Genomic DNA, 17,074 nt, shown 5'->3' on the forward strand with positions numbered 1-17,074 from the left:
TTATCAGAGATAAACGAAAGCTAACTGGACCGCTTTTTCCCTCACCTTGTGCAGATCGCATTTATTCGCCATTTATCTGCGCTGGCATACATTCGAAGCCACGCTCAATGGACCGTTTTCGTCCAGAAACCAACTGATAGCTGAATACTATGAATACGATTTTAATTACTGGCGCAACCGGATTTTTAGGCGGAGCAGTAACGGTTAACTTATTGAAGAAAAGCGAGAATAATCGACTGTTACTGCTGGTGCGCGGTGATTCACCCACCGAAGGACTGAGTCGGTTGCAATCCAATCTGGCTAAATTTGGCGTGGCACAAAATCTGTTGGAGTCACTGACCACAGATAACATTCTTATTGGCGATTTCGCGGAACCAGAGCGGTTTACTGGCGACCCGCGTCTGGATAGCGTTACACATGTGCTCAACTGTGCGGCTGTGGCTTCGTTTGGGGCGAATCCTTACATCTGGAAAGTTAACGTTGAAGGAACTTTCACCTTCGCCAGTCGTATGAATCAGGTCAGCGGACTTAAGCGCTTTATTCATGTCGGAACGGCAATGTCTTGTGCGCCGGAAGCTAACACCCTGGTGACCGAGAGCAAACTGAATACGCTGCGCGATCAGCACATTGTTGAGTACACCTGGAGTAAAGCCACGGTGGAAAAAATGATGAGCGAGATGTTACCCGAACTGCCGCTGGTTATTGCGCGTCCCTCTATTGTTGTGGGCCATTCCGATCATGGCTGCACGCCATCGCCGAGTATTTTCTGGGTGTTCCGCATGGCACTGACATTGGGTAAGTTTATGTGTGAGCTGGACGATCGTATTGATGTGGTGCCTGTGGATTATTGTGCAGATGCGCTGGAGCTGTTGTTGACCGCTGAAAACGTCGATAAAAGCATTATTCACATTTCGGCGGGGCTCAACAGCAGTGTCACCTTCGCGGAGATTGATAAAGCGATGGCGAAAGCCTCAGGCAATGTGCCCGTGGGCGAGAGTTATCAGAAAGTGAATTATCGCGAGCTGGCCGAAAGTAAGAAAAACTTCGCGTCGTTATTTGGGCCGTGCAATGAGCGGATTGTGTTGCGCGCCATGAATCTTTACGGCCATTTCTCCAAACTCAACGTGGTGTTCTGCAATGAGAAGTTGCTGGAGTTAGGCATGCCGCCCTCCTCGAAATTTACTGATTACCTGCACCGCTGCGTGACCTCGACACAGGATTCAACCATCGCTGAATTGATGGCAGTGGATTTTAAGTAATAAAAAGCCGCGCAACACGCCTGTTGCGCGGCTTTTAAACGGCTATTACCAACCCTTGATAATGTCGCCTTTGTAAATCTCGTTAGCTTTATCCAGCACTTCCTGCGACTGGAAAGCCTCTTTTAGCTTCTGCACATTCGCGCTGTCTTTGTTATCTTCGCGCGCCACAATCGCATTCACATACGGCGACGCTTTGCCTTCCATAAACATGCCATCCTTCGACGCGGAGAGGTTAACCAGCGCGGCAAAGTTGTTATTGATGATGGAGATATACACCTGCGGATCGTCGAGAGTACGGGCCAGTTGCGGGGTATCCACTTCAACGATTTTAAGTTTCTTCGGATTATCCGTGATATCCAGCGTGGTTGGCAGCAAGCCCGCTTCGGGTTTCACTTTGATCAGTCCCTGAGCTTGCAACAGCAACAGGCTGCGACCGAGAGTGGTTGCTTCGTTAGAGATGGTGATGGTCGCGCCATCTGGCAGTGCATCGAGCGCTTTGATCTTGCGGGAGTAGCCGGCAATCGGGAACACAAACGTGTTGGTGACCACGGCGAACTTATAGCCACGCTCTTTCGACTGCATCTCCAGATAAGGCAGGCTCTGGAAGGCGTTGGCATCGACATCTTTATTGAACAGGGCTTCGTTCGGTTGTACATAATCGTTAAATGCCACCACATCGACATCCAGATGATATTTATCATGAGCGACCTGTTTAACGGTCTGCCAGAGCGCTTCGTCAGGACCGGTGTTAATGGCGACTTTGATGGCATTGTCTTTGTTGTTGTCGCAGGCGCTCAGCAGTGAAACCGCAGCGGCGAGAAGGGTGGTAACGAGTAATTTGTTCATAGTACGAGTCCCTGGGTAACGTAGGAGACGGACTATAATATACGTCTGGACGTCTGTACATCCGTGAATGGTTCGTTCGTCGAAATTTCGTCCGGTCTAAAAAGCACCGATGTATAGCAAATAATAATTAATATCGGTGAGTGACGTTGTGCGTTGTTGATATATTCAGCAAGCAATCATCAAGAAAAACCACAGTTTTACGTTTCGCTTTAAGGGTAAATTGCACTCTTCAGAGCTGAGATCGATCTCATTAATCAGAGAATCTGCGGGTTTTAAAGCGGGTGGCCGCAATCCTTCATCGGATTTTTTGCAGATTGTAATATTAATATAACTGCATTGTGCATCAAGAGAATTACAAGATAATCTGTTGAAGCAGATTATCTTGTTATAGATCGGGAGAAGATGATGGAGTCTGTTAAAGCGTTGGATATGGAGCAGTTAAACTCGTTTCTGAGTAGCGGTAAACACCCTTCAGTTATTATTGGCTTCAATTTAACCAGTGATGCGTTTTTCAATATGGCAGCATACTGGCGTGAACGCGGTGTCACGATTGAAAAACACGATAACTATTTTGTCGCCAAATCGGACAGTTCAGTGACCACGTCCTGAATCGAAAAATTTCTATTATTCAAAGCGCGAGTTTAATAAAGGCATGCAGATCGCTGATTGCCTGTTCCCGCGCTTCAGCTTCCTGCACCACAATGAGTAAATCCGCATAGCCGTTCAGCATAGCACTGAGCTGACGCGCTACCTGTTCTGCATCAGCCTGACGAAAAACACCTGCATTTATCCCATCACGTATGATGTCGGTCATCAGTGCATGCCACTGCTTTGTTACCTGAGTGGCCAGTTCGGCATAGTCGACTTCCGTAGTGGCTTTTCGCCAAAGTGAGCTGTAAAGCTGCCATACCGCATCCGGTTCCAGCGGCAGATAATCGGCAATAAAGGCTTCCAGTCTTTCATGGAAGGGCAGCATTCCAATTTGCTGCGTAAATTCCTGAAGATCTTTTTGTGCGAAGCGCGCGCACGCCTCCAGACTCAATGACGCCCAGCCTGAAAAGTAGTGATAAATGTGGCTACGGGATAACCCCAACTGTGTCGTCAGTTCGCGGGTTTTCACATTCTCTAAACCTTTTTCGATGAACAGTGCCACCGCTGTATCCAGAATCTTTTCACGCAATTCTGCTGTTGTCTCTTTCATCACCACCGCCGTTGACTTTGAGCAAGTGCTCAAATACACTTTTGCCATTTTTGAGCAACCGCTCAAAAGTGGCAATTTGAACGTAATCTAATGCAAATCATACCTGAAAATATATCAAGCGGGGCCTCACGCAGCGCCCTTAATACACTGAAAGTGCTGGCGAAACGTAATAAGAAAAAATTACTGCTAACCATGATGCTGGTGATCGCTGAAAATGTGGTTTACCTGCTTTACCCGTTGCTGGCGGGTTTCGCGATCAACGCCATCATGCATGGCAACGCACTTCACGGCCTGTTTTATGCCGGTTTAGTGATGATTATGTGGTTGATTGGCGCAGCGCGCCGCACCATGGACACCCGCACTTTTGCACGCATTTATGCCGGTCTGGCAGTGCCCGTGATCCTCGCTCAGCGTGAAGAGGCGCACAGCCATTCCGCCATTGCGGCAAGGGTGACGCTTTCACGCCAGTTTGTGGATTTTTTTGAAACGCATCTTCCGATGTTGATCACCTCCGCGGCCTCGATGTGTGGTGCCGTGGTGATGTTACTCACCATTGAACCCTGGGCCGGATTGGCGTGTTTAACGGTTTTGCTGCTGTTTGCCGGATTCTTGCCGGGCTACACACGAAAAAATGAATCGCTTATCGGGCGGATGAATGATCGACTGGAGCGGGAAGTGGGTTTTGTCAGTACCGCAGGCGAACAGAAGCTTAATCGCCATTATCACTTTCTGGCGCAAGTGCGGATTCGCTTGTCTGACCGCGAAGCGATTGGCTATTTGTCGATTGGTATTGCCTCCGCACTGCTGTTTGGCATCACGATCAGCGTGATGGCCTTAAAAGGCGGTATGAGCGCAGGCCATATTTATTCGGTCATGACCTATTTATGGATGTTTGCCATGAGCCTTGATGATGGCCCGTCCTTGCTGGAAAAGTATTCTCAGCTGAAAGAAATCGGTAAACGGGTGAATACCGGGCTGGCAGGTTAATTATTGCAGGCAGCGGATATAACGTTCAGCTGCCTGTCTGACAATGGATTGTGCCTGCTGTGTCATTTCCCGACCGGCAAAAGCGCCATAAATCTGCGAGAAGGTGACCTTATCCAGTCGGTGAATGAGCGTATTCACCGTAGCTGCAGAAAGCGGCAACATGTTGGGATAGCTCCACATAAATGACACGGAATTTGCACCGGGTGTCACTTGCACAACATCACCACTCAACAGCACGCCATCATGTTGCGACCAGTGCATTACACAGCCTCCTTTAAAATGCCCACCCAGGCGTAATATCGTGACATCGGGCAGTAAATCCAATTCGTCACCTTGCCAGAGATGAATATGCGAGCTCTGGCGCATAATCCATTCCCGATCATCCTCATGCAAATAGATGGGTGCATTAAATGCCGCAGCCCAGTCTTGCATGGTGCTGTAGTAATGGGGATGAGAAATGGCAATGGCATCAATACCGCCGAGTGCGTGTATCAATGATTCCGTGGCGTCATCCAGATTCGCAATGCAGTCCCAGAGAATATTCCCCTGCGCGCTTTGCAGTAAAAAAGCACGTTGGTTGATGGCGAAACTCGGGACAGTTTGCAGGCTGAATAATCCCTTTAGATGCTGCTGCCATTTATTTTGATGTGTGGCACGCAGAGCCGAGAATTCCAGCCATTGCTGCCCTTTGACAGGCACAAACTGCCGCTCGTCTTCGCAAATTTTGCAATGTGAGATGCCTGGATCATCTTCATAAGAAGTACTGCAGGCGGTGCAGAGTTTGCTCATCTGAATGCTCCTTGATGCGGTTTGCATTCATTCTAGCCTGGCTTATTAAGTGCGAGCGTGCTGCAACCCATACAGCAGAGAATACCTATGCCGCAGAAGCCAGATGTATTCTCATTTCGCAAGGTATCGTGGGCGTTGCGCTTGCTTAGGCTGGAAAAGAGCAGGGCAGATTAGGCCTGTGGCGGCTGTAACTGATAAATCCACGCTGTGATTTTCTCTCCTTCGAGGGTGGTGACTTCAACATCAACACGATCATACCCCTCCTCGAACTCATCCAGCATTGTCCAGTGCGCGGTCAGATGCTCTGAGAAGAAGAGTGAGCCTTTGACAAGGCCCGCATTGTTGTCCAGCACAATGCCGGGAAAATCCGCTGCCGCGCCCCAGCCGCGTTCATAGAAGATGCCGTTGACCGTTCCGGGCAGCCACTCTCCACCGATACTGTCCAGAATATGCGCATTTGAATGACCTGGTTGCAAGGTGCCGTATACAAATAAAGGTTTCATTTTCCCTCGAAAAATCAAACAAAAGAGTGACTTTAGCGCTCATGAAATGAAAAGTCATCTGAAGGTTGAATTTCATGACCAGACCGCCCGTTATGCCATATAGGGTTCAATGAAACACGGTATTGTGAGCCATCGTATCCGGTCAGGAAAAGATCAATGTTGAATTGTTCAGGCATCTCCCGCAGTGCCATCAAGGGTTATCCGCAATCCGCACAGTTCGATGGCAAGCGTTTCACCAATGCTGCTCCCCGGCAGCCGTTGAAATTCAGCGAATATATGAAGATGTTCTGGGATTTGGCTTTCAACAAGCCAAAAGAAACGGTACCTCAGCAGCAATTACCTGTGCAGCCCATCACGTCCGAGGCGCTCGCCATGGCAGCCGACAACAGTGTGTTTCGACTGGGGCATTCATCGCTGCTGCTCAAATTGAAAGGTAAGTATTGGCTTACTGACCCGGTATTTAACCTGCGAGCGTCTCCTTTTCAGTGGCTCGGGCCAAAGCGTTTTCAGGCTGCACCCATCGAGCTGAGCGATTTACCGCCTATTGAGGGCATTATTTTATCCCATGACCATTATGATCATCTGGATTACCAGACGATCATGCAGTTGAAAGATCGTGTTCGCTATTTCCTCGCTCCGCTGGGCGTCGGCGATTTGCTGGCGAAGTGGGGAGTGGCTGAGGAGAAGATCACCCAACTGGATTGGTGGCAATCTACGGAGGTGGGCGAGGTGCATTTTGTCGCCACACCGTCGCAGCACTTTTCCGGACGTGGTTTGTTTGACGGCAATAAACGTTTGTGGTGTTCATGGAGCATCATCACCGATGAGTTTCGTTTATTTTTTGGCGGTGACTCCGGCTATTTCCCAGGCTTTAAAGAAATCGGCAATAAATACGGTCCATTTGAGGTTGCCTGCCTGGAGAATGGGGCTTATGACAGCCGGTGGGCGGATATTCACATGATGCCAGGGGATACCATCCGGGCGTTTCAGGATTTAAAGGGAAAATGGTTAATGCCCATTCATAACGCGGCCTTCGATCTTGCTTTTCATCACTGGAATGACCCCCTGATACAAATAGCGGCGCTGGCGCGTGAGCAAAAAATTAAATTGTCTTTACCGGTCATCGGACAAGCCGTAAACATTGTGCAACCAAGGGAAGAAGCGGTCTGGTGGTAACTGGAAATATAGGCTGCTATTTACGGTAAGTAGCAGCCATTCTTTTTACGATTCAGTCAGTAAAACGCCATGTTTTCATTACTCAGCGGTAAGCTCATCATAAAGACTGCGCAATCGCGTACGCAGGGAAAGCACCGCTTTATGTTTGCGTGATAACAGCGCCTGGACGCTGACGCCGCTCTCTTCAGACAGGTCGTTGTAGCTGTAACCCAACAACTCTGTTTTTTCAAAAACCTCGCGCTGAGCGAGTGGCAGTTCCGCTAAGGCTTCCTCCAGTTCTTCCCATAGCAGTGCTTTGAGATACTCATCTTCCGGCGTTTCCGGCACGCCAAAGAGCGTTTCAGCCAGCTCATCTTCGGGAAAATCCGCCTCCTCATCGCCGTTCATCAGATCGGCTAGCGGCAGTTCACGCTTCTTTCGCGCCCGGTCGGTCATCTCATTGCGTGCGGCACGGAATAACCAGGCCGCGACATTTTCCACCGGTTGCTCAACCTGCATGAGCTTGTAGGTCACTTCCTGCAGGATATCGTCGGCATCTTCACGGATCGAGGTGCGGCCGCGAATAAATGCGCTTAATTTTGCCCGACAGGCGTTCAACGCGGACATCAGCAGAGAATCCTGCGCCATGGCGTTTACTCTGCGTCTGACGATTTAGCGGGAGTTTCGTCGGAGGGTGAGCGCGCATCATCGCGACGGACATGCCAGTCACAGCGATCGCGGCGTCCACGGTGCGAACGTTCACGGCGGTGTTGCATAAACTCTTCGCGCTGTTCTGGGGTCATCTGCATCCAGCGTTCGTGCATGCGACGACGTGCCATACCGAACATGCCGGGGCGGAAACCTAAGCCACCAAATAGTATGCGGCACAATACCAGCAGCCCGATCGCCTGCCAGAACCCAATCGCCTTCACGCCGATGATGGCTGGCAGCACGGCATTCCACAGCGACATCACCAGCAGCCCAAGTGCCGCGATGATCACCACGCCGAGCAACAGCGGTTTCATCATGCGATGACCACCAAAATGGTGGTCACGGCGGTGTTGTCTGCGCATATCGAAATCTCTCATTGTTGTTATTCCTCATTACAGTAGCCGATATTGGCTCGTACTGAGGTAGACGAATGAGCGATGTGAATATTGCCAAAGAAGTGAAAATATTTTCCGAGCTTATAAATTTAGCGGTGATTCGGTGTTGTTCTACCGATCCGATTCACCGCTGCTCCCGAAGCGTATTCTCCTGCGATGAACGGGATCCATCCAACGATGGCTGCTACCCATACTGTCAGGGTTAAACCATAAGCTGACGTATAAACGTTAAATCAGCTTGCTGCGCTAATTCCTTTAGGCGCTGATAAAGCAATTCTGCCTGGGGTAGCGCTGCACAACAATCTAAGAACTTTGCCTGGCGATCGTCGGTGCTGAAAGGTTCGTCTAACGCACCACGCGCCCGCAATCTGGCGTGGACAATTTCCTGACCATTCCTGAAACGCAAAGTGAGGATATGCGGCAAGTTTCTGTCTTCAGCCTCCTGTTCCGCTGTCCATGGCGCGAGGGTAATCATCGCCAACAGTTGTACATCTGCCTGTTGTTTTACGCTGGCGGCGGTAAAGTCCTGCACGCTCAACGTGCCGTTCCTGAGCATCATGGCAACGCAATATTGCATTGAGAAGCGCGCTTGCATTTCATCCTGCGGCTGGTGGTAGGCAAGATTGCGCCAGTTGGCGATCCCCACTTGGCAGTGCACGCTTTCAATGTCGTCAATCTTCAATGTTTGCTGTTGCTGGATATCGGCAATCGCATCGAGAATGCGGTGGGTAGACCCGCAGCACGGATATTTTTTCGGCATCACACCGATTTGTTCAATGACATGCTGCTCAGCGCCGGGCAGCGACGGTTGGCTTAACAGACCGGCATAGAGTTCCGCGAAACCCTGTGCGCACTCAAGAATATCCAGACGACCTTGCATGCCGGTTTGCGCCAGCGTCGCGGCTTCAACGGCATTGCGCGCCGCCATTCCGGCATGAAACGGTTTCAGAGGCGTGCCAAACTGGCCTTTGACCCCACTGGCCAGACTTACCGCAATGCTCAACGTACGGGCAATCCCTGCTGCATCCTGGCCGAGCAGGGCAGCAACACCTGCCGCGCTGCCAATGCAACCCACGGTGGATGTACCATGCCAGCCGGCAGTGTAGTGCTGATAGCCGATGGCTTCGCCTATATAGGCTTGTGCTTGCAGACCAATTAAATAAGCGCGTATCAACGATGCGCCGTCGCTGTTTTGCGCCACGGCCAGCAGTGCCGGTACCAACACGGCCGATGCGTGACTCATGCCCGGTGCAAAGTTGTCGTCAAAGTCGATAGCGTGAGCGGCCGTGGCGTTGAACAACGCATCGAGCGCCTGGCTACGGGGTATCTGAGGCCATGCCTGCTGCACCGCCTGGGTAGAAAAGTCGCTACGGCCAGCTACCATGCAGCCCAGGGTATCGATGATGGCGTCAATCGCCAGTTCACGAGCACGAAGAGTAAAGGGCGGTGGATTGGCACACCACTGTGCCAGAGATTCGATGAGCGTCATGATGATGTCTCCCTGTCCAATACGGTGAGTAGCCTGTGCAATAACGAGCCAATCTGGAAACGATTCACCTCTTGCCCCGGTGTGCGGGTGTCAACACGATGTACGATCACCCTATTCTGTTGCGGCATCACCAGGCAGAAGTGACCTCCTGCACCACGCGCTGAGTAACTGCCCGCTGGCAGGATCACCTCTGGCCAGGCCACGCCATCGCGCGTGATCCACCACATATAGCCGTAGCCCCCGCGATCGCCCGCATGCGAAACAGGCAAGGTGCTGGTGCGAACCCACTGTTGCGGGATGATTTGTCGATCGCCCCAGCGCCCCTGCTGCAGAAAGAGCTGGCCGAATCGCAGCAGGTCGCGACTTGAGAGCGTAAAGGGATAGGCAGGGTGATCAGAAAATTCTCCGGGTTCCAGCCAACTGTCCTGATCAACGCGATAATCCTGCATCCCCAGCGGGTCGGCAATGCGCTGCGCAAACGCCTGGTTGATCTCCTCTCCCGTGAGCTGACGGTAGGCACTGCCCAGCACATTAAAATCCCAGTTGCTATAGCACCAGTTTTCGCCTGGCGCATGCAGGTGGCGCGGAGGTTTAATACGCTGCATCCAGGCGGTTTCATAGTTCGCCGGGTGATAAATGCCAGAACGGGCGGTCAACAGATCGTATAGCGTGGCCTGTTTCTCGCTGACGCTCAGTCCTTCACGGTCATCGATTCCCAGCGTCTGCAAGGTTAAGGAGAGATCAAAACGGCCTTCTGCCACTGCGCAGCCGATCAGCGCACTAAGAAAGCTTTTGCGCATCGAGTGGCAGGGGTAACGCTGGGCAGCATCGCCGTAACTGAACAGGATTTCATCACCCTGCGCCACCAGCAGCACGGCAGTGGCCTGGCCTTCAAGTTGTTGCTGAAGTGATTCAAACATGGCAAAGCCTCATCGTTTTAGTGTGGATCAGAGGTTCACGCCTCACTCGCCGCCAGAAACTCGCGGGTATAGATTTCCCGTGCTCCGCCCTGACGCACGCTATCCGCACTGAGTTCTTCCAGCAATTTGCCGTGATGCATGATGCCGATGCGACGGCACAGGTGTGTCACGACCGCCAAATCATGCGTCACCATTAAATAAGTGAGGCTGCGCTGCCGTTGCATGCTGCTGAGTAAATTGAGGATTTCAGCCTGAACTGAGACGTCCAGCGCTGATGTCGGCTCATCCAGTAACAGCACGGAAGGTTCGAGAATGAGGGCCCGCGCGATGGCCACACGCTGACGTTGACCACCAGAAAGTTGATGGGGATACCGATAACGGTAGGCATCGGAAAGTCCGACCGCATGCAGCACATCGCTGATGCGCGCTTCATGGTGGTCCATAGCATGCAGCTTCAGCGGTTCACGCAGACTGGCCCACACCATTTTTCTCGGATGGAGCGAGGCGTAAGGGTCCTGAAACACCATCTGCACCTGGCGATAAAAGGCTTTATCTCGCTGCGGCTGCTGTTCACGATTATTGAACAGAATATGGCCCTGATAATCGTGATTCAGGCCAGCCAGCGCGCGCAAAATGGTGGATTTTCCACAACCCGATTCACCAATCAGGCCGTAACACTCTCCTTGTGCCAGCGTCAGGCTAACGTTATCAACCACCTGTCGCCGATGTGCTCCCTGACCGAATGCAATACTGACATCCACCATTTCAATGCTGCGTTGTGCGGTTGGAATAGGTTTCATATTGCGACTCCATCACGAAAGCAGGGGCCATTGAGCCAGCTGGCATCACGCGTTGGCACACGCAGCGTATCAAGGGGATGATGCAGACGTGGCTGACTGGCAAGTAATGCCTGCGTGTAAGGATGCTGCGCCTGTTCCAGACGTTCGGCACGAATCTCTTCGACAATACGCCCGGCGTACATCACCAGCACGCGATCGCAGAAACGAGAGACCAGATTAAGGTCATGACTGATAAACAGCAGGCCGGTTTGACGCCGCGCCAGCTGTTCATTCAGGATGCTCAGCACCTGCTGGCGCACCGTCACGTCCAGTGCGGAGGTGGGTTCGTCGGCGATGATCAAATCCGGCTCGGGGATTAGCATCATCGCGATCATCACGCGCTGGCCCATACCGCCAGAAATCTCGTGGGGATAGAGGCGTGCCACTTTCGCCACGTCGCGAATATGCACCGATTCCAGCATCGTTAGCGCGCGATCTCTGGCTTCGCTTTTACTCACCCGGCGATGCAACCTGAAGGCTTCCGCCACCTGATCGCCAATGCGCATTAGCGGATTAAGCGAGAAGCGGGGATCCTGCAGGATCATTGAAATACGATTTCCGCGAATCTGGCGCATCTGTTTTTCACTGCTGTTGAGCAGATCTATATCACCGAACTGCATCTGATCGGCGGTAACGCGACCGATTTTGGGCGTCAGCTGCAGCAATGCACGGCAGGTCTGTGATTTTCCCGAACCGGATTCACCGACAATCGCCACTTTCTCACGTCCAACATGAAAAGAGACGTCACGTACCGCGCGGTGCTCCCCGTGCGCGCTGCGAAATACGATATTGAGGTTTTTCACCTGAAGCAGATTATTCATGGCGGATATCCATTACGTCGCGCAGGCCATCACCCAACAGGTTGAAGGCGAGACTGGTGAACAATATTGCTAATCCAGGGATGGCAGCGATCCAGCCATTGTTCAGCATGAATTCGCGGCCGGAAGCCAGCATAGCGCCCCATTCCGGACTAGGCGCTTGAGCGCCAAGCCCCAGGAAACCCAGTCCAGCGGCGGTAAGGATAATCGCCGCCATGTTAAGGGTGACGCGCACGATGACAGAAGGCAGGCACATGGGGATGATATGTCGCACGATGATGTGCCAGGCGGATGCCCCTTGTAAGCGTACCGCGGCGATGTAATCCATCTTACGGATGGCCAGAGTTTCGGCGCGCGCGAGGCGGGCAATCGGCGGCCAGGCGGAGAGAGAAATCGCGATGATTGCATTCTCGATACCAGGCCCCAATGCCGCAACAAACGCCAGTGCCAAAATCAAACTGGGGAAGGCAAGGAAGATATCCACCAGACGCATCAGCACCGTATCAACCCAACCGCCGAGATAACCTGCACTGGTGCCGACCAGTAAGCCAATGGGGGTGATGATCAGCGCGGTTAAGCCTGCGATATACAGTGTGATGCGCGCGCCATACAGCAGACGGCTGTAAATATCTCGTCCCAATTCGTCGGTCCCTAGCCAGTGTTCAGCAGAAAACGGTTGCAGGCGGAAAGCGAGGTTTTGGGCATAGATATCGTGTGTGGCTAACCAGGGCGCAAACACCGCCGCGCCAGCAATGATCAACAGCACCAGCAAACCAAAGAGCGCGGAGTGATTAGCGCAGAAGCGTCGCCACTGAATCCATAGCAGTTGCATGTGCGCCTGAAAAGGTGACTGCGGCGAAGGATCGCGCAGCCAGGCGCGTAAGCTACGCGAAGGGTTAACGCGCATCGATTTATTGACGGAATCGGTCATGCTTCCTCCTGACGCGTACGCGGATCGAACAGACGATAAAGCAGGTCGCACAGCAGATTGATGCCGACAAAAATCGCGCCAATTAGCAATGTGCAGCCGACGACCGCATTCATATCGCCCGCCAGTAAGGCATTGGTCAGATAGCGACCAAAGCCGGGCCAGGCAAACACGGTTTCGGTTAGAACTGCGCCTTCCAGCAGCCAGGCCCAGGAAAGGGCCACCACTGTCAGTGTGGGCACGGCGATATTGCGCAGAGCATGCCCCCAAACACATCGCGCCCACGACAAACCTTTCACGCGAGCGGTAATGATGTATTCCTGCGACAGTTGTTCCAGCATGAAGCTACGCGTCATACGGCTGATGTAAGCCAGCGCGCTCAAGCCAAGAATCGACGCGGGCAAAATGATGTGACCAAACACGTTGCGGAACATATCCCAGTTTCCGCTCAGCGCGCTGTCGATCAGCCAAAATCCCGTCACCGGATGTAAATCGAACTCGTAGATAAAATCGATGCGTCCTGGTCCGCCAATCCAGCCGAGCGTGGCGTAAAACAGCAGCAATCCCATCAGACCCAGCCAGAAGTGCGGGGTGGAATAGCTGAGTAGCCCCACGAAGCGGATCAGATGATCGAACCACGTGTTGCGGTACATTGCCGCCAGCACGCCCGCCGGAATACCGAAACCGACGCCGATAATGGCCGCCACTGTGGCCAGTTCCAGCGTAGCGGGGAAGACGCGCGCGATATCCTGCGCCACCGGATGACTGGTGGTCAGAGCGATACCAAAATCGAGGTGCAGTAGTTGCCAGACGTAGTCGGCAAATTGGTGCCACAACGGTTGATCCAGCCCCAACTGATGAAACATCTTGTCGTAGGCTTCCTGACTGGCGTTATCGCCGATGATCGCGACCACCGGGTCGATAGGCAGTAAGCGACCAATAAAGAAGGTCAGGGCAGCTAACCCCAGTAGCGTGCAAACAATCGAGACAAGCCCACGAGCAAGGCGTCTTATCAGACGCCAGCCAGCGGAAGGGGGGTTGTGTGCAACGGGTATCATGACCTGTGACATCTGCCACCTCCATTATTTACTTGCGACACCATACCAAACGCGAAAACCGTTCCAGGTCCAGTTTTTCACCGTTGGGCTAATTCCCGCGGTGTTGTACATCTGGAACATGATCGCCATAGGTCCTTTTTGCATCTGCTCTTTCTGCAGATCGCCATAGAGTGCAGCGCGCTTAGTGTCATCCGGTTCTAACAGTGCGGTTTCCACTTTCTGATTCATCTGCGGATCGTAATAAGCGGCACGCCAGCTTGGATATTGCGTGGCACGCGCTTCTTTACGATTGTCAGGGTTATAAACCAGACGTGAGGCATTGCCGTAGGCATCGGGCACCGAGGTTTGCCACGCCATCATTGCGCTCTGGAATTCCCGGCCACGTACCCGGCTGAACAACTGCGCGTTAGCCATGCGTTCCAGATTGAGTTTCACGCCGATTTTGGCGGCATTCTGCTGTACGCTTTGCGCGATTGGCGCCGAATGCGGCAGGGTGCCAAACAACACCGCCGTACTGAAACCATTGGGATAACCGGCTTCCGTCAGCAACTGTTTGGCTTTATCCAGATCGAGATGGAAAGGCTGACCTTGTTTGGCATCCAGCGCACCAAACGCCCCTTGTTGAACAAAACTGGCGCGCGGCACGCCGAGATAAGGCATGACGCTCTTCGCTAACCCGTCGTAATCGATCAGATAGCGCATGGCGAGACGGACTTTTTCGTTTTTGAAAATGGGGTCTTCATTATTGAAGGTCCAGAAAAACAGCTGTGGCTTCAACACTTTTTCCACTTTCACTTTGCCGCCCTGATCCAGCGTTTTCAGGTCGTCAGCTGAGAGATCGCGGGCGATATCCACATCGCCCTGCGTCACCAGCAGACGCTGAGTGCCGGTTTCAGCCACATGACGAATCAGAATGCGCTTCAGTACCGGCGCTTTTCCCCAGTAGTTCGGGGTGGCCTGGAGCACCACACCTTCACCGGCATTCCAGCGCACCAGTTGATAAGGCCCAATACAGGCGGTATGAGTGGAAAGGTATTTGTGTCCCAGATCGCCATCCACTGCCTGTTTTTCGACTTCTTTGCGGTTAAGCAGGGAAGAGACGTTATTGGCGGCAATCGCCTGAAGCACCAGATTAGTGGGGTAAGCTTTATCGAAACTCATCACCAGCGTTTTGTCATCGGGCGCGCTAATGCGTGAGTCGACGTTATCTTTATCAAAGCCATACTCCTTGATAGCGGCTGCATTGCCGTAGCCCAGTTTCACTACGCGCTGCATCGACCACGCCAGGTCGCTGGCGGTTGCGGCTGAGCCATCGGCAAATTTCAGGTTGTCCTGTAAATGAAAGGTGATGGTCTTGCGATCGGCAGAGACATCCCAACTTTTGGCCAATGCAGGATCGAGTTGCGTTTCATCACTGACGCGAAAATCAACCAGTGTGTTACAGGTGTTTGAATAGATTTCACTGGTGACCACTTCACCAATCTGCGCCGGATCCCAGGTACTGATGGCATCAATGTTCCACGCCATCACTAAAGAATCGGCGGGCGTTGCGGCCTGTGCTGCAGCGCAGCAGGTCGCTGCCAGCGTCAATGCGGCAGTTAACATCTTGTTTTTCATCTATCTCTCCTGAGGCGTTACAGAGTATCCGGGCGCGGCTGAATGGGTGGTTTCACCTCATCTGGAATAGGGCAGTGATAGGGTTTTTCACTGACCTGCTCGAAATGGGCTTTCTTCATCTGGGCCATCAGTATTTTGTCGGTCAGCACGTCCACCGCCGTCGCGGCCATGACTTTCGCGACATGGCCCAGCGCTTTGTGTGCGGCCGGCATTTTGCCTTGCGCGGTCAGTTGCCATGAGTGACCAGGGGTTCCAATAGCCATGGTGGGTACGTGCGCCTGCACGGTCGGGATCACCCAACTGACATCACCGACATCGGTCGAGCCAATCATGATCTCTCCGTGGGTATCGAGCGGAATGATGTAATCGCTGAGGGGTTTAGGATCGGCGGGTTTCACACCCGTTTTGCGGTAGCAGTTATCAATCTCTTCCGCTGTTAGCGTGGCCTGAATTTCAGCTGCAAAGGCGAGGTCAGCCTGGTCAAATGGCACCGGACCAAGCGCTTCCAGATTCCGCTGCATCGCTTCTTCTAACGGACGATTGCCAAGCAGGTTGGATACCGCGCTCATGATACTGATATCCACTTCGGTATCGGTCATGATGGCGGCACCCTGAGCCACACGCTTGACCCGCTCATTCAGTTCAAACATCGCGTGGACATCGCGCGAGCGAATGGCATAGCGCACGGTAGATTTTGCCTGTACCACATTGGGAGCCACACCACCGGCATCGAGGAAGGCGTAATGGATGCGGGAATCTTGCGGCACGTGTTCGCGCAGGAACTGTACGCCAACGTTCATCAATTCGGCGGCATCCAGCGCACTGCGCCCAAGATGTGGAGAAGCCGCAGCGTGGGATGAGCGGCCACTGAAAGCGAAATCCATGCGGGTGTTAGCGAGAGAAAGCGGTTTTGCCACTTCATGATGCGCGCTTGGATGCCAGGTGATGGCCACATCGACGCCATCGAATGCGCCAGCACGCGCCATAAAGGATTTGGCCGCACCGCCTTCTTCTGCCGGACAGCCATAATAGCGAACGCGGCCCGGTGTGCCGCTCTCTTCAAGCCATGACTTCAACGCAGTAGCCGCCAGCATGGCAGCCGATCCCAGCAAGTTATGCCCGCAGCCATGACCATGGCCGTTGCCCGGCAGTGGAGAATAACGCGCCACGCCTGCTTCCTGACTCAACCCTGGCAAGGCATCATATTCGCCGAGGAAAGCGATGATGGGACCGCCTTCACCGGCTTCACCCATCACCGCCGTGGGGATGTCGGCCACGTTTTCTGTGACGCGGAATCCTTGCTGATTTAGCATCGCGGTGTGTTCAGCCACCGAACGATACTCGGTATAGCAAATTTCCGGCATGCCCCAGACGCGATCGCTCAGTTCACAAAATACCCCTTGATATTCTTCTACCCACTTCCAGACTAACGCTTTGTTTTCCATGATAGTCCCCAGCTTGGTTGGTCAGGTTTTCGTCTCTCTGAAGCCCCAGCATGGAGTAAATCATCAGCGTAAGGCCAATGAGCAATTCACACTCCCCATTCCAAAACGGCATAG

Annotated in this window: 18 protein-coding genes; 4 read left to right on the top strand and 14 right to left on the bottom strand. The window is 52.9% G+C overall.

Features of this window, described 5'->3' with window-relative positions:
- Nucleotides 1-149 precede the first annotated feature (149 nt).
- Nucleotides 150-1,259: an SDR family oxidoreductase gene (locus tag QMZ65_RS07875; protein WP_283215742.1), complete on the top strand. Its 1,110-nt coding sequence runs from the start codon at nucleotides 150-152 to the stop codon at nucleotides 1,257-1,259.
- A 45-nt stretch (nucleotides 1,260-1,304) separates the two neighbouring features.
- Here the strand turns inward: QMZ65_RS07875 and QMZ65_RS07880 are convergent, their stop codons facing one another.
- Entirely contained in the window at nucleotides 1,305-2,105 is an 801-nt protein-coding gene (locus QMZ65_RS07880) for a MetQ/NlpA family ABC transporter substrate-binding protein (protein ID WP_160833866.1), read from the bottom strand.
- Between the two features lie 402 nt (nucleotides 2,106-2,507).
- Between QMZ65_RS07880 and QMZ65_RS07885 the strand changes: the two genes are divergently transcribed.
- A complete protein-coding gene (locus tag QMZ65_RS07885; RefSeq protein WP_153012345.1) occupies nucleotides 2,508-2,714 on the top strand; it encodes a hypothetical protein in 207 nt (68 codons plus the stop codon).
- Between the two features lie 19 nt (nucleotides 2,715-2,733).
- Here QMZ65_RS07885 and QMZ65_RS07890 read toward each other — a convergent pair whose 3' ends face one another.
- The gene (locus QMZ65_RS07890) at nucleotides 2,734-3,306 is read right to left on the bottom strand and encodes a TetR/AcrR family transcriptional regulator (RefSeq protein ID WP_034823968.1); all 573 of its coding nucleotides are present in this window, start codon (nucleotides 3,304-3,306) and stop codon (nucleotides 2,734-2,736) included.
- Between the two features lie 90 nt (nucleotides 3,307-3,396).
- Here QMZ65_RS07890 and QMZ65_RS07895 point away from each other — a divergent pair, with 90 nt between their 5' ends.
- On the top strand, nucleotides 3,397-4,293 hold the full coding sequence (locus QMZ65_RS07895; RefSeq protein ID WP_097119168.1) for an ABC transporter six-transmembrane domain-containing protein: 897 nt from the start codon (nucleotides 3,397-3,399) through the stop codon (nucleotides 4,291-4,293).
- Here QMZ65_RS07895 and QMZ65_RS07900 read toward each other — a convergent pair whose 3' ends face one another.
- Nucleotides 4,294-5,082, bottom strand: a complete 789-nt coding sequence (locus QMZ65_RS07900) for an MBL fold metallo-hydrolase (protein ID WP_283215743.1) — start codon at nucleotides 5,080-5,082, stop codon at nucleotides 4,294-4,296.
- 170 nt (nucleotides 5,083-5,252) lie between these two features.
- Entirely contained in the window at nucleotides 5,253-5,585 is a 333-nt protein-coding gene (locus QMZ65_RS07905) for a gamma-glutamylcyclotransferase family protein (RefSeq protein ID WP_034823962.1), read from the bottom strand.
- A 156-nt stretch (nucleotides 5,586-5,741) separates the two neighbouring features.
- Here QMZ65_RS07905 and QMZ65_RS07910 point away from each other — a divergent pair, with 156 nt between their 5' ends.
- On the top strand, nucleotides 5,742-6,761 hold the full coding sequence (locus tag QMZ65_RS07910; RefSeq protein WP_283215744.1) for an MBL fold metallo-hydrolase: 1,020 nt from the start codon (nucleotides 5,742-5,744) through the stop codon (nucleotides 6,759-6,761).
- A 78-nt stretch (nucleotides 6,762-6,839) separates the two neighbouring features.
- On the opposite strand, the gene QMZ65_RS07915 is transcribed toward QMZ65_RS07910, so the two are convergent.
- The 10 genes from QMZ65_RS07915 to QMZ65_RS07960 all read right to left on the bottom strand — a co-directional run bounded on the left by QMZ65_RS07915 (nucleotide 6,840) and on the right by QMZ65_RS07960 (nucleotide 16,960).
- A complete protein-coding gene (locus tag QMZ65_RS07915) occupies nucleotides 6,840-7,388 on the bottom strand; it encodes an RNA polymerase sigma factor (RefSeq protein ID WP_097119170.1) in 549 nt (182 codons plus the stop codon).
- 5 nt (nucleotides 7,389-7,393) lie between these two features.
- A complete protein-coding gene (locus QMZ65_RS07920) occupies nucleotides 7,394-7,828 on the bottom strand; it encodes a hypothetical protein (protein ID WP_097119171.1) in 435 nt (144 codons plus the stop codon).
- Nucleotides 7,829-8,048: 220 nt separating this feature from the next.
- The gene (locus tag QMZ65_RS07925; RefSeq protein WP_283215745.1) at nucleotides 8,049-9,335 is read right to left on the bottom strand and encodes an MmgE/PrpD family protein; all 1,287 of its coding nucleotides are present in this window, start codon (nucleotides 9,333-9,335) and stop codon (nucleotides 8,049-8,051) included.
- The gene (locus tag QMZ65_RS07930; protein WP_160867600.1) at nucleotides 9,332-10,255 is read right to left on the bottom strand and encodes a serine hydrolase domain-containing protein; all 924 of its coding nucleotides are present in this window, start codon (nucleotides 10,253-10,255) and stop codon (nucleotides 9,332-9,334) included. The genes QMZ65_RS07925 and QMZ65_RS07930 overlap by 4 nt, the downstream gene beginning before the upstream one ends.
- A 35-nt stretch (nucleotides 10,256-10,290) precedes the next feature.
- Nucleotides 10,291-11,055: an ABC transporter ATP-binding protein gene (locus QMZ65_RS07935; RefSeq protein WP_283215746.1), complete on the bottom strand. Its 765-nt coding sequence runs from the start codon at nucleotides 11,053-11,055 to the stop codon at nucleotides 10,291-10,293.
- Nucleotides 11,052-11,915: an ABC transporter ATP-binding protein gene (locus QMZ65_RS07940; RefSeq protein WP_283215747.1), complete on the bottom strand. Its 864-nt coding sequence runs from the start codon at nucleotides 11,913-11,915 to the stop codon at nucleotides 11,052-11,054. Before QMZ65_RS07940 ends, QMZ65_RS07935 begins: the two co-directional genes overlap by 4 nt.
- A complete protein-coding gene (locus tag QMZ65_RS07945) occupies nucleotides 11,908-12,843 on the bottom strand; it encodes an ABC transporter permease (RefSeq protein WP_283215748.1) in 936 nt (311 codons plus the stop codon). Before QMZ65_RS07945 ends, QMZ65_RS07940 begins: the two co-directional genes overlap by 8 nt.
- Nucleotides 12,840-13,910, bottom strand: a complete 1,071-nt coding sequence (locus QMZ65_RS07950; RefSeq protein ID WP_283215749.1) for an ABC transporter permease — start codon at nucleotides 13,908-13,910, stop codon at nucleotides 12,840-12,842. Before QMZ65_RS07950 ends, QMZ65_RS07945 begins: the two co-directional genes overlap by 4 nt.
- A 12-nt stretch (nucleotides 13,911-13,922) precedes the next feature.
- Entirely contained in the window at nucleotides 13,923-15,515 is a 1,593-nt protein-coding gene (locus tag QMZ65_RS07955; protein WP_283215750.1) for an ABC transporter substrate-binding protein, read from the bottom strand.
- A gap of 17 nt (nucleotides 15,516-15,532) precedes the next feature.
- Nucleotides 15,533-16,960: a M20 family metallopeptidase gene (locus QMZ65_RS07960; protein WP_283215751.1), complete on the bottom strand. Its 1,428-nt coding sequence runs from the start codon at nucleotides 16,958-16,960 to the stop codon at nucleotides 15,533-15,535.
- Between the last annotated feature and the right edge of the window lie 114 nt (nucleotides 16,961-17,074).

This window comes from Pantoea sp. EABMAA-21, assembly GCF_030053335.1.
In the GTDB taxonomy this organism is placed as follows: Bacteria; Pseudomonadota; Gammaproteobacteria; order Enterobacterales; family Enterobacteriaceae; genus Pantoea; species Pantoea communis.

Excerpts from the sequence above, each read along its gene's own strand:
- QMZ65_RS07925 (WP_283215745.1), bottom strand. The coding sequence starts at position 9,335 with ATGACGCTCATCGAATCTCTGGCACAGTGGTGTGCCAATCCACCGCCC.
- QMZ65_RS07930 (WP_160867600.1), bottom strand. The coding sequence starts at position 10,255 with ATGTTTGAATCACTTCAGCAACAACTTGAAGGCCAGGCCACTGCCGTG.
- QMZ65_RS07895 (WP_097119168.1), top strand. The coding sequence starts at position 3,397 with ATGCAAATCATACCTGAAAATATATCAAGCGGGGCCTCACGCAGCGCC.
- QMZ65_RS07935 (WP_283215746.1), bottom strand. The coding sequence starts at position 11,055 with ATGAAACCTATTCCAACCGCACAACGCAGCATTGAAATGGTGGATGTC.
- QMZ65_RS07920 (WP_097119171.1), bottom strand. The coding sequence starts at position 7,828 with ATGAGAGATTTCGATATGCGCAGACAACACCGCCGTGACCACCATTTT.
- QMZ65_RS07890 (WP_034823968.1), bottom strand. The coding sequence starts at position 3,306 with ATGAAAGAGACAACAGCAGAATTGCGTGAAAAGATTCTGGATACAGCG.
- QMZ65_RS07915 (WP_097119170.1), bottom strand. The coding sequence starts at position 7,388 with ATGGCGCAGGATTCTCTGCTGATGTCCGCGTTGAACGCCTGTCGGGCA.
- QMZ65_RS07900 (WP_283215743.1), bottom strand. The coding sequence starts at position 5,082 with ATGAGCAAACTCTGCACCGCCTGCAGTACTTCTTATGAAGATGATCCA.
- QMZ65_RS07940 (WP_283215747.1), bottom strand. The coding sequence starts at position 11,915 with ATGAATAATCTGCTTCAGGTGAAAAACCTCAATATCGTATTTCGCAGC.
- QMZ65_RS07885 (WP_153012345.1), top strand. The coding sequence starts at position 2,508 with ATGATGGAGTCTGTTAAAGCGTTGGATATGGAGCAGTTAAACTCGTTT.
- QMZ65_RS07960 (WP_283215751.1), bottom strand. The coding sequence starts at position 16,960 with ATGGAAAACAAAGCGTTAGTCTGGAAGTGGGTAGAAGAATATCAAGGG.
- QMZ65_RS07950 (WP_283215749.1), bottom strand. The coding sequence starts at position 13,910 with ATGTCACAGGTCATGATACCCGTTGCACACAACCCCCCTTCCGCTGGC.
- QMZ65_RS07880 (WP_160833866.1), bottom strand. The coding sequence starts at position 2,105 with ATGAACAAATTACTCGTTACCACCCTTCTCGCCGCTGCGGTTTCACTG.
- QMZ65_RS07905 (WP_034823962.1), bottom strand. The coding sequence starts at position 5,585 with ATGAAACCTTTATTTGTATACGGCACCTTGCAACCAGGTCATTCAAAT.
- QMZ65_RS07945 (WP_283215748.1), bottom strand. The coding sequence starts at position 12,843 with ATGACCGATTCCGTCAATAAATCGATGCGCGTTAACCCTTCGCGTAGC.
- QMZ65_RS07875 (WP_283215742.1), top strand. The coding sequence starts at position 150 with ATGAATACGATTTTAATTACTGGCGCAACCGGATTTTTAGGCGGAGCA.
- QMZ65_RS07955 (WP_283215750.1), bottom strand. The coding sequence starts at position 15,515 with ATGAAAAACAAGATGTTAACTGCCGCATTGACGCTGGCAGCGACCTGC.
- QMZ65_RS07910 (WP_283215744.1), top strand. The coding sequence starts at position 5,742 with ATGTTGAATTGTTCAGGCATCTCCCGCAGTGCCATCAAGGGTTATCCG.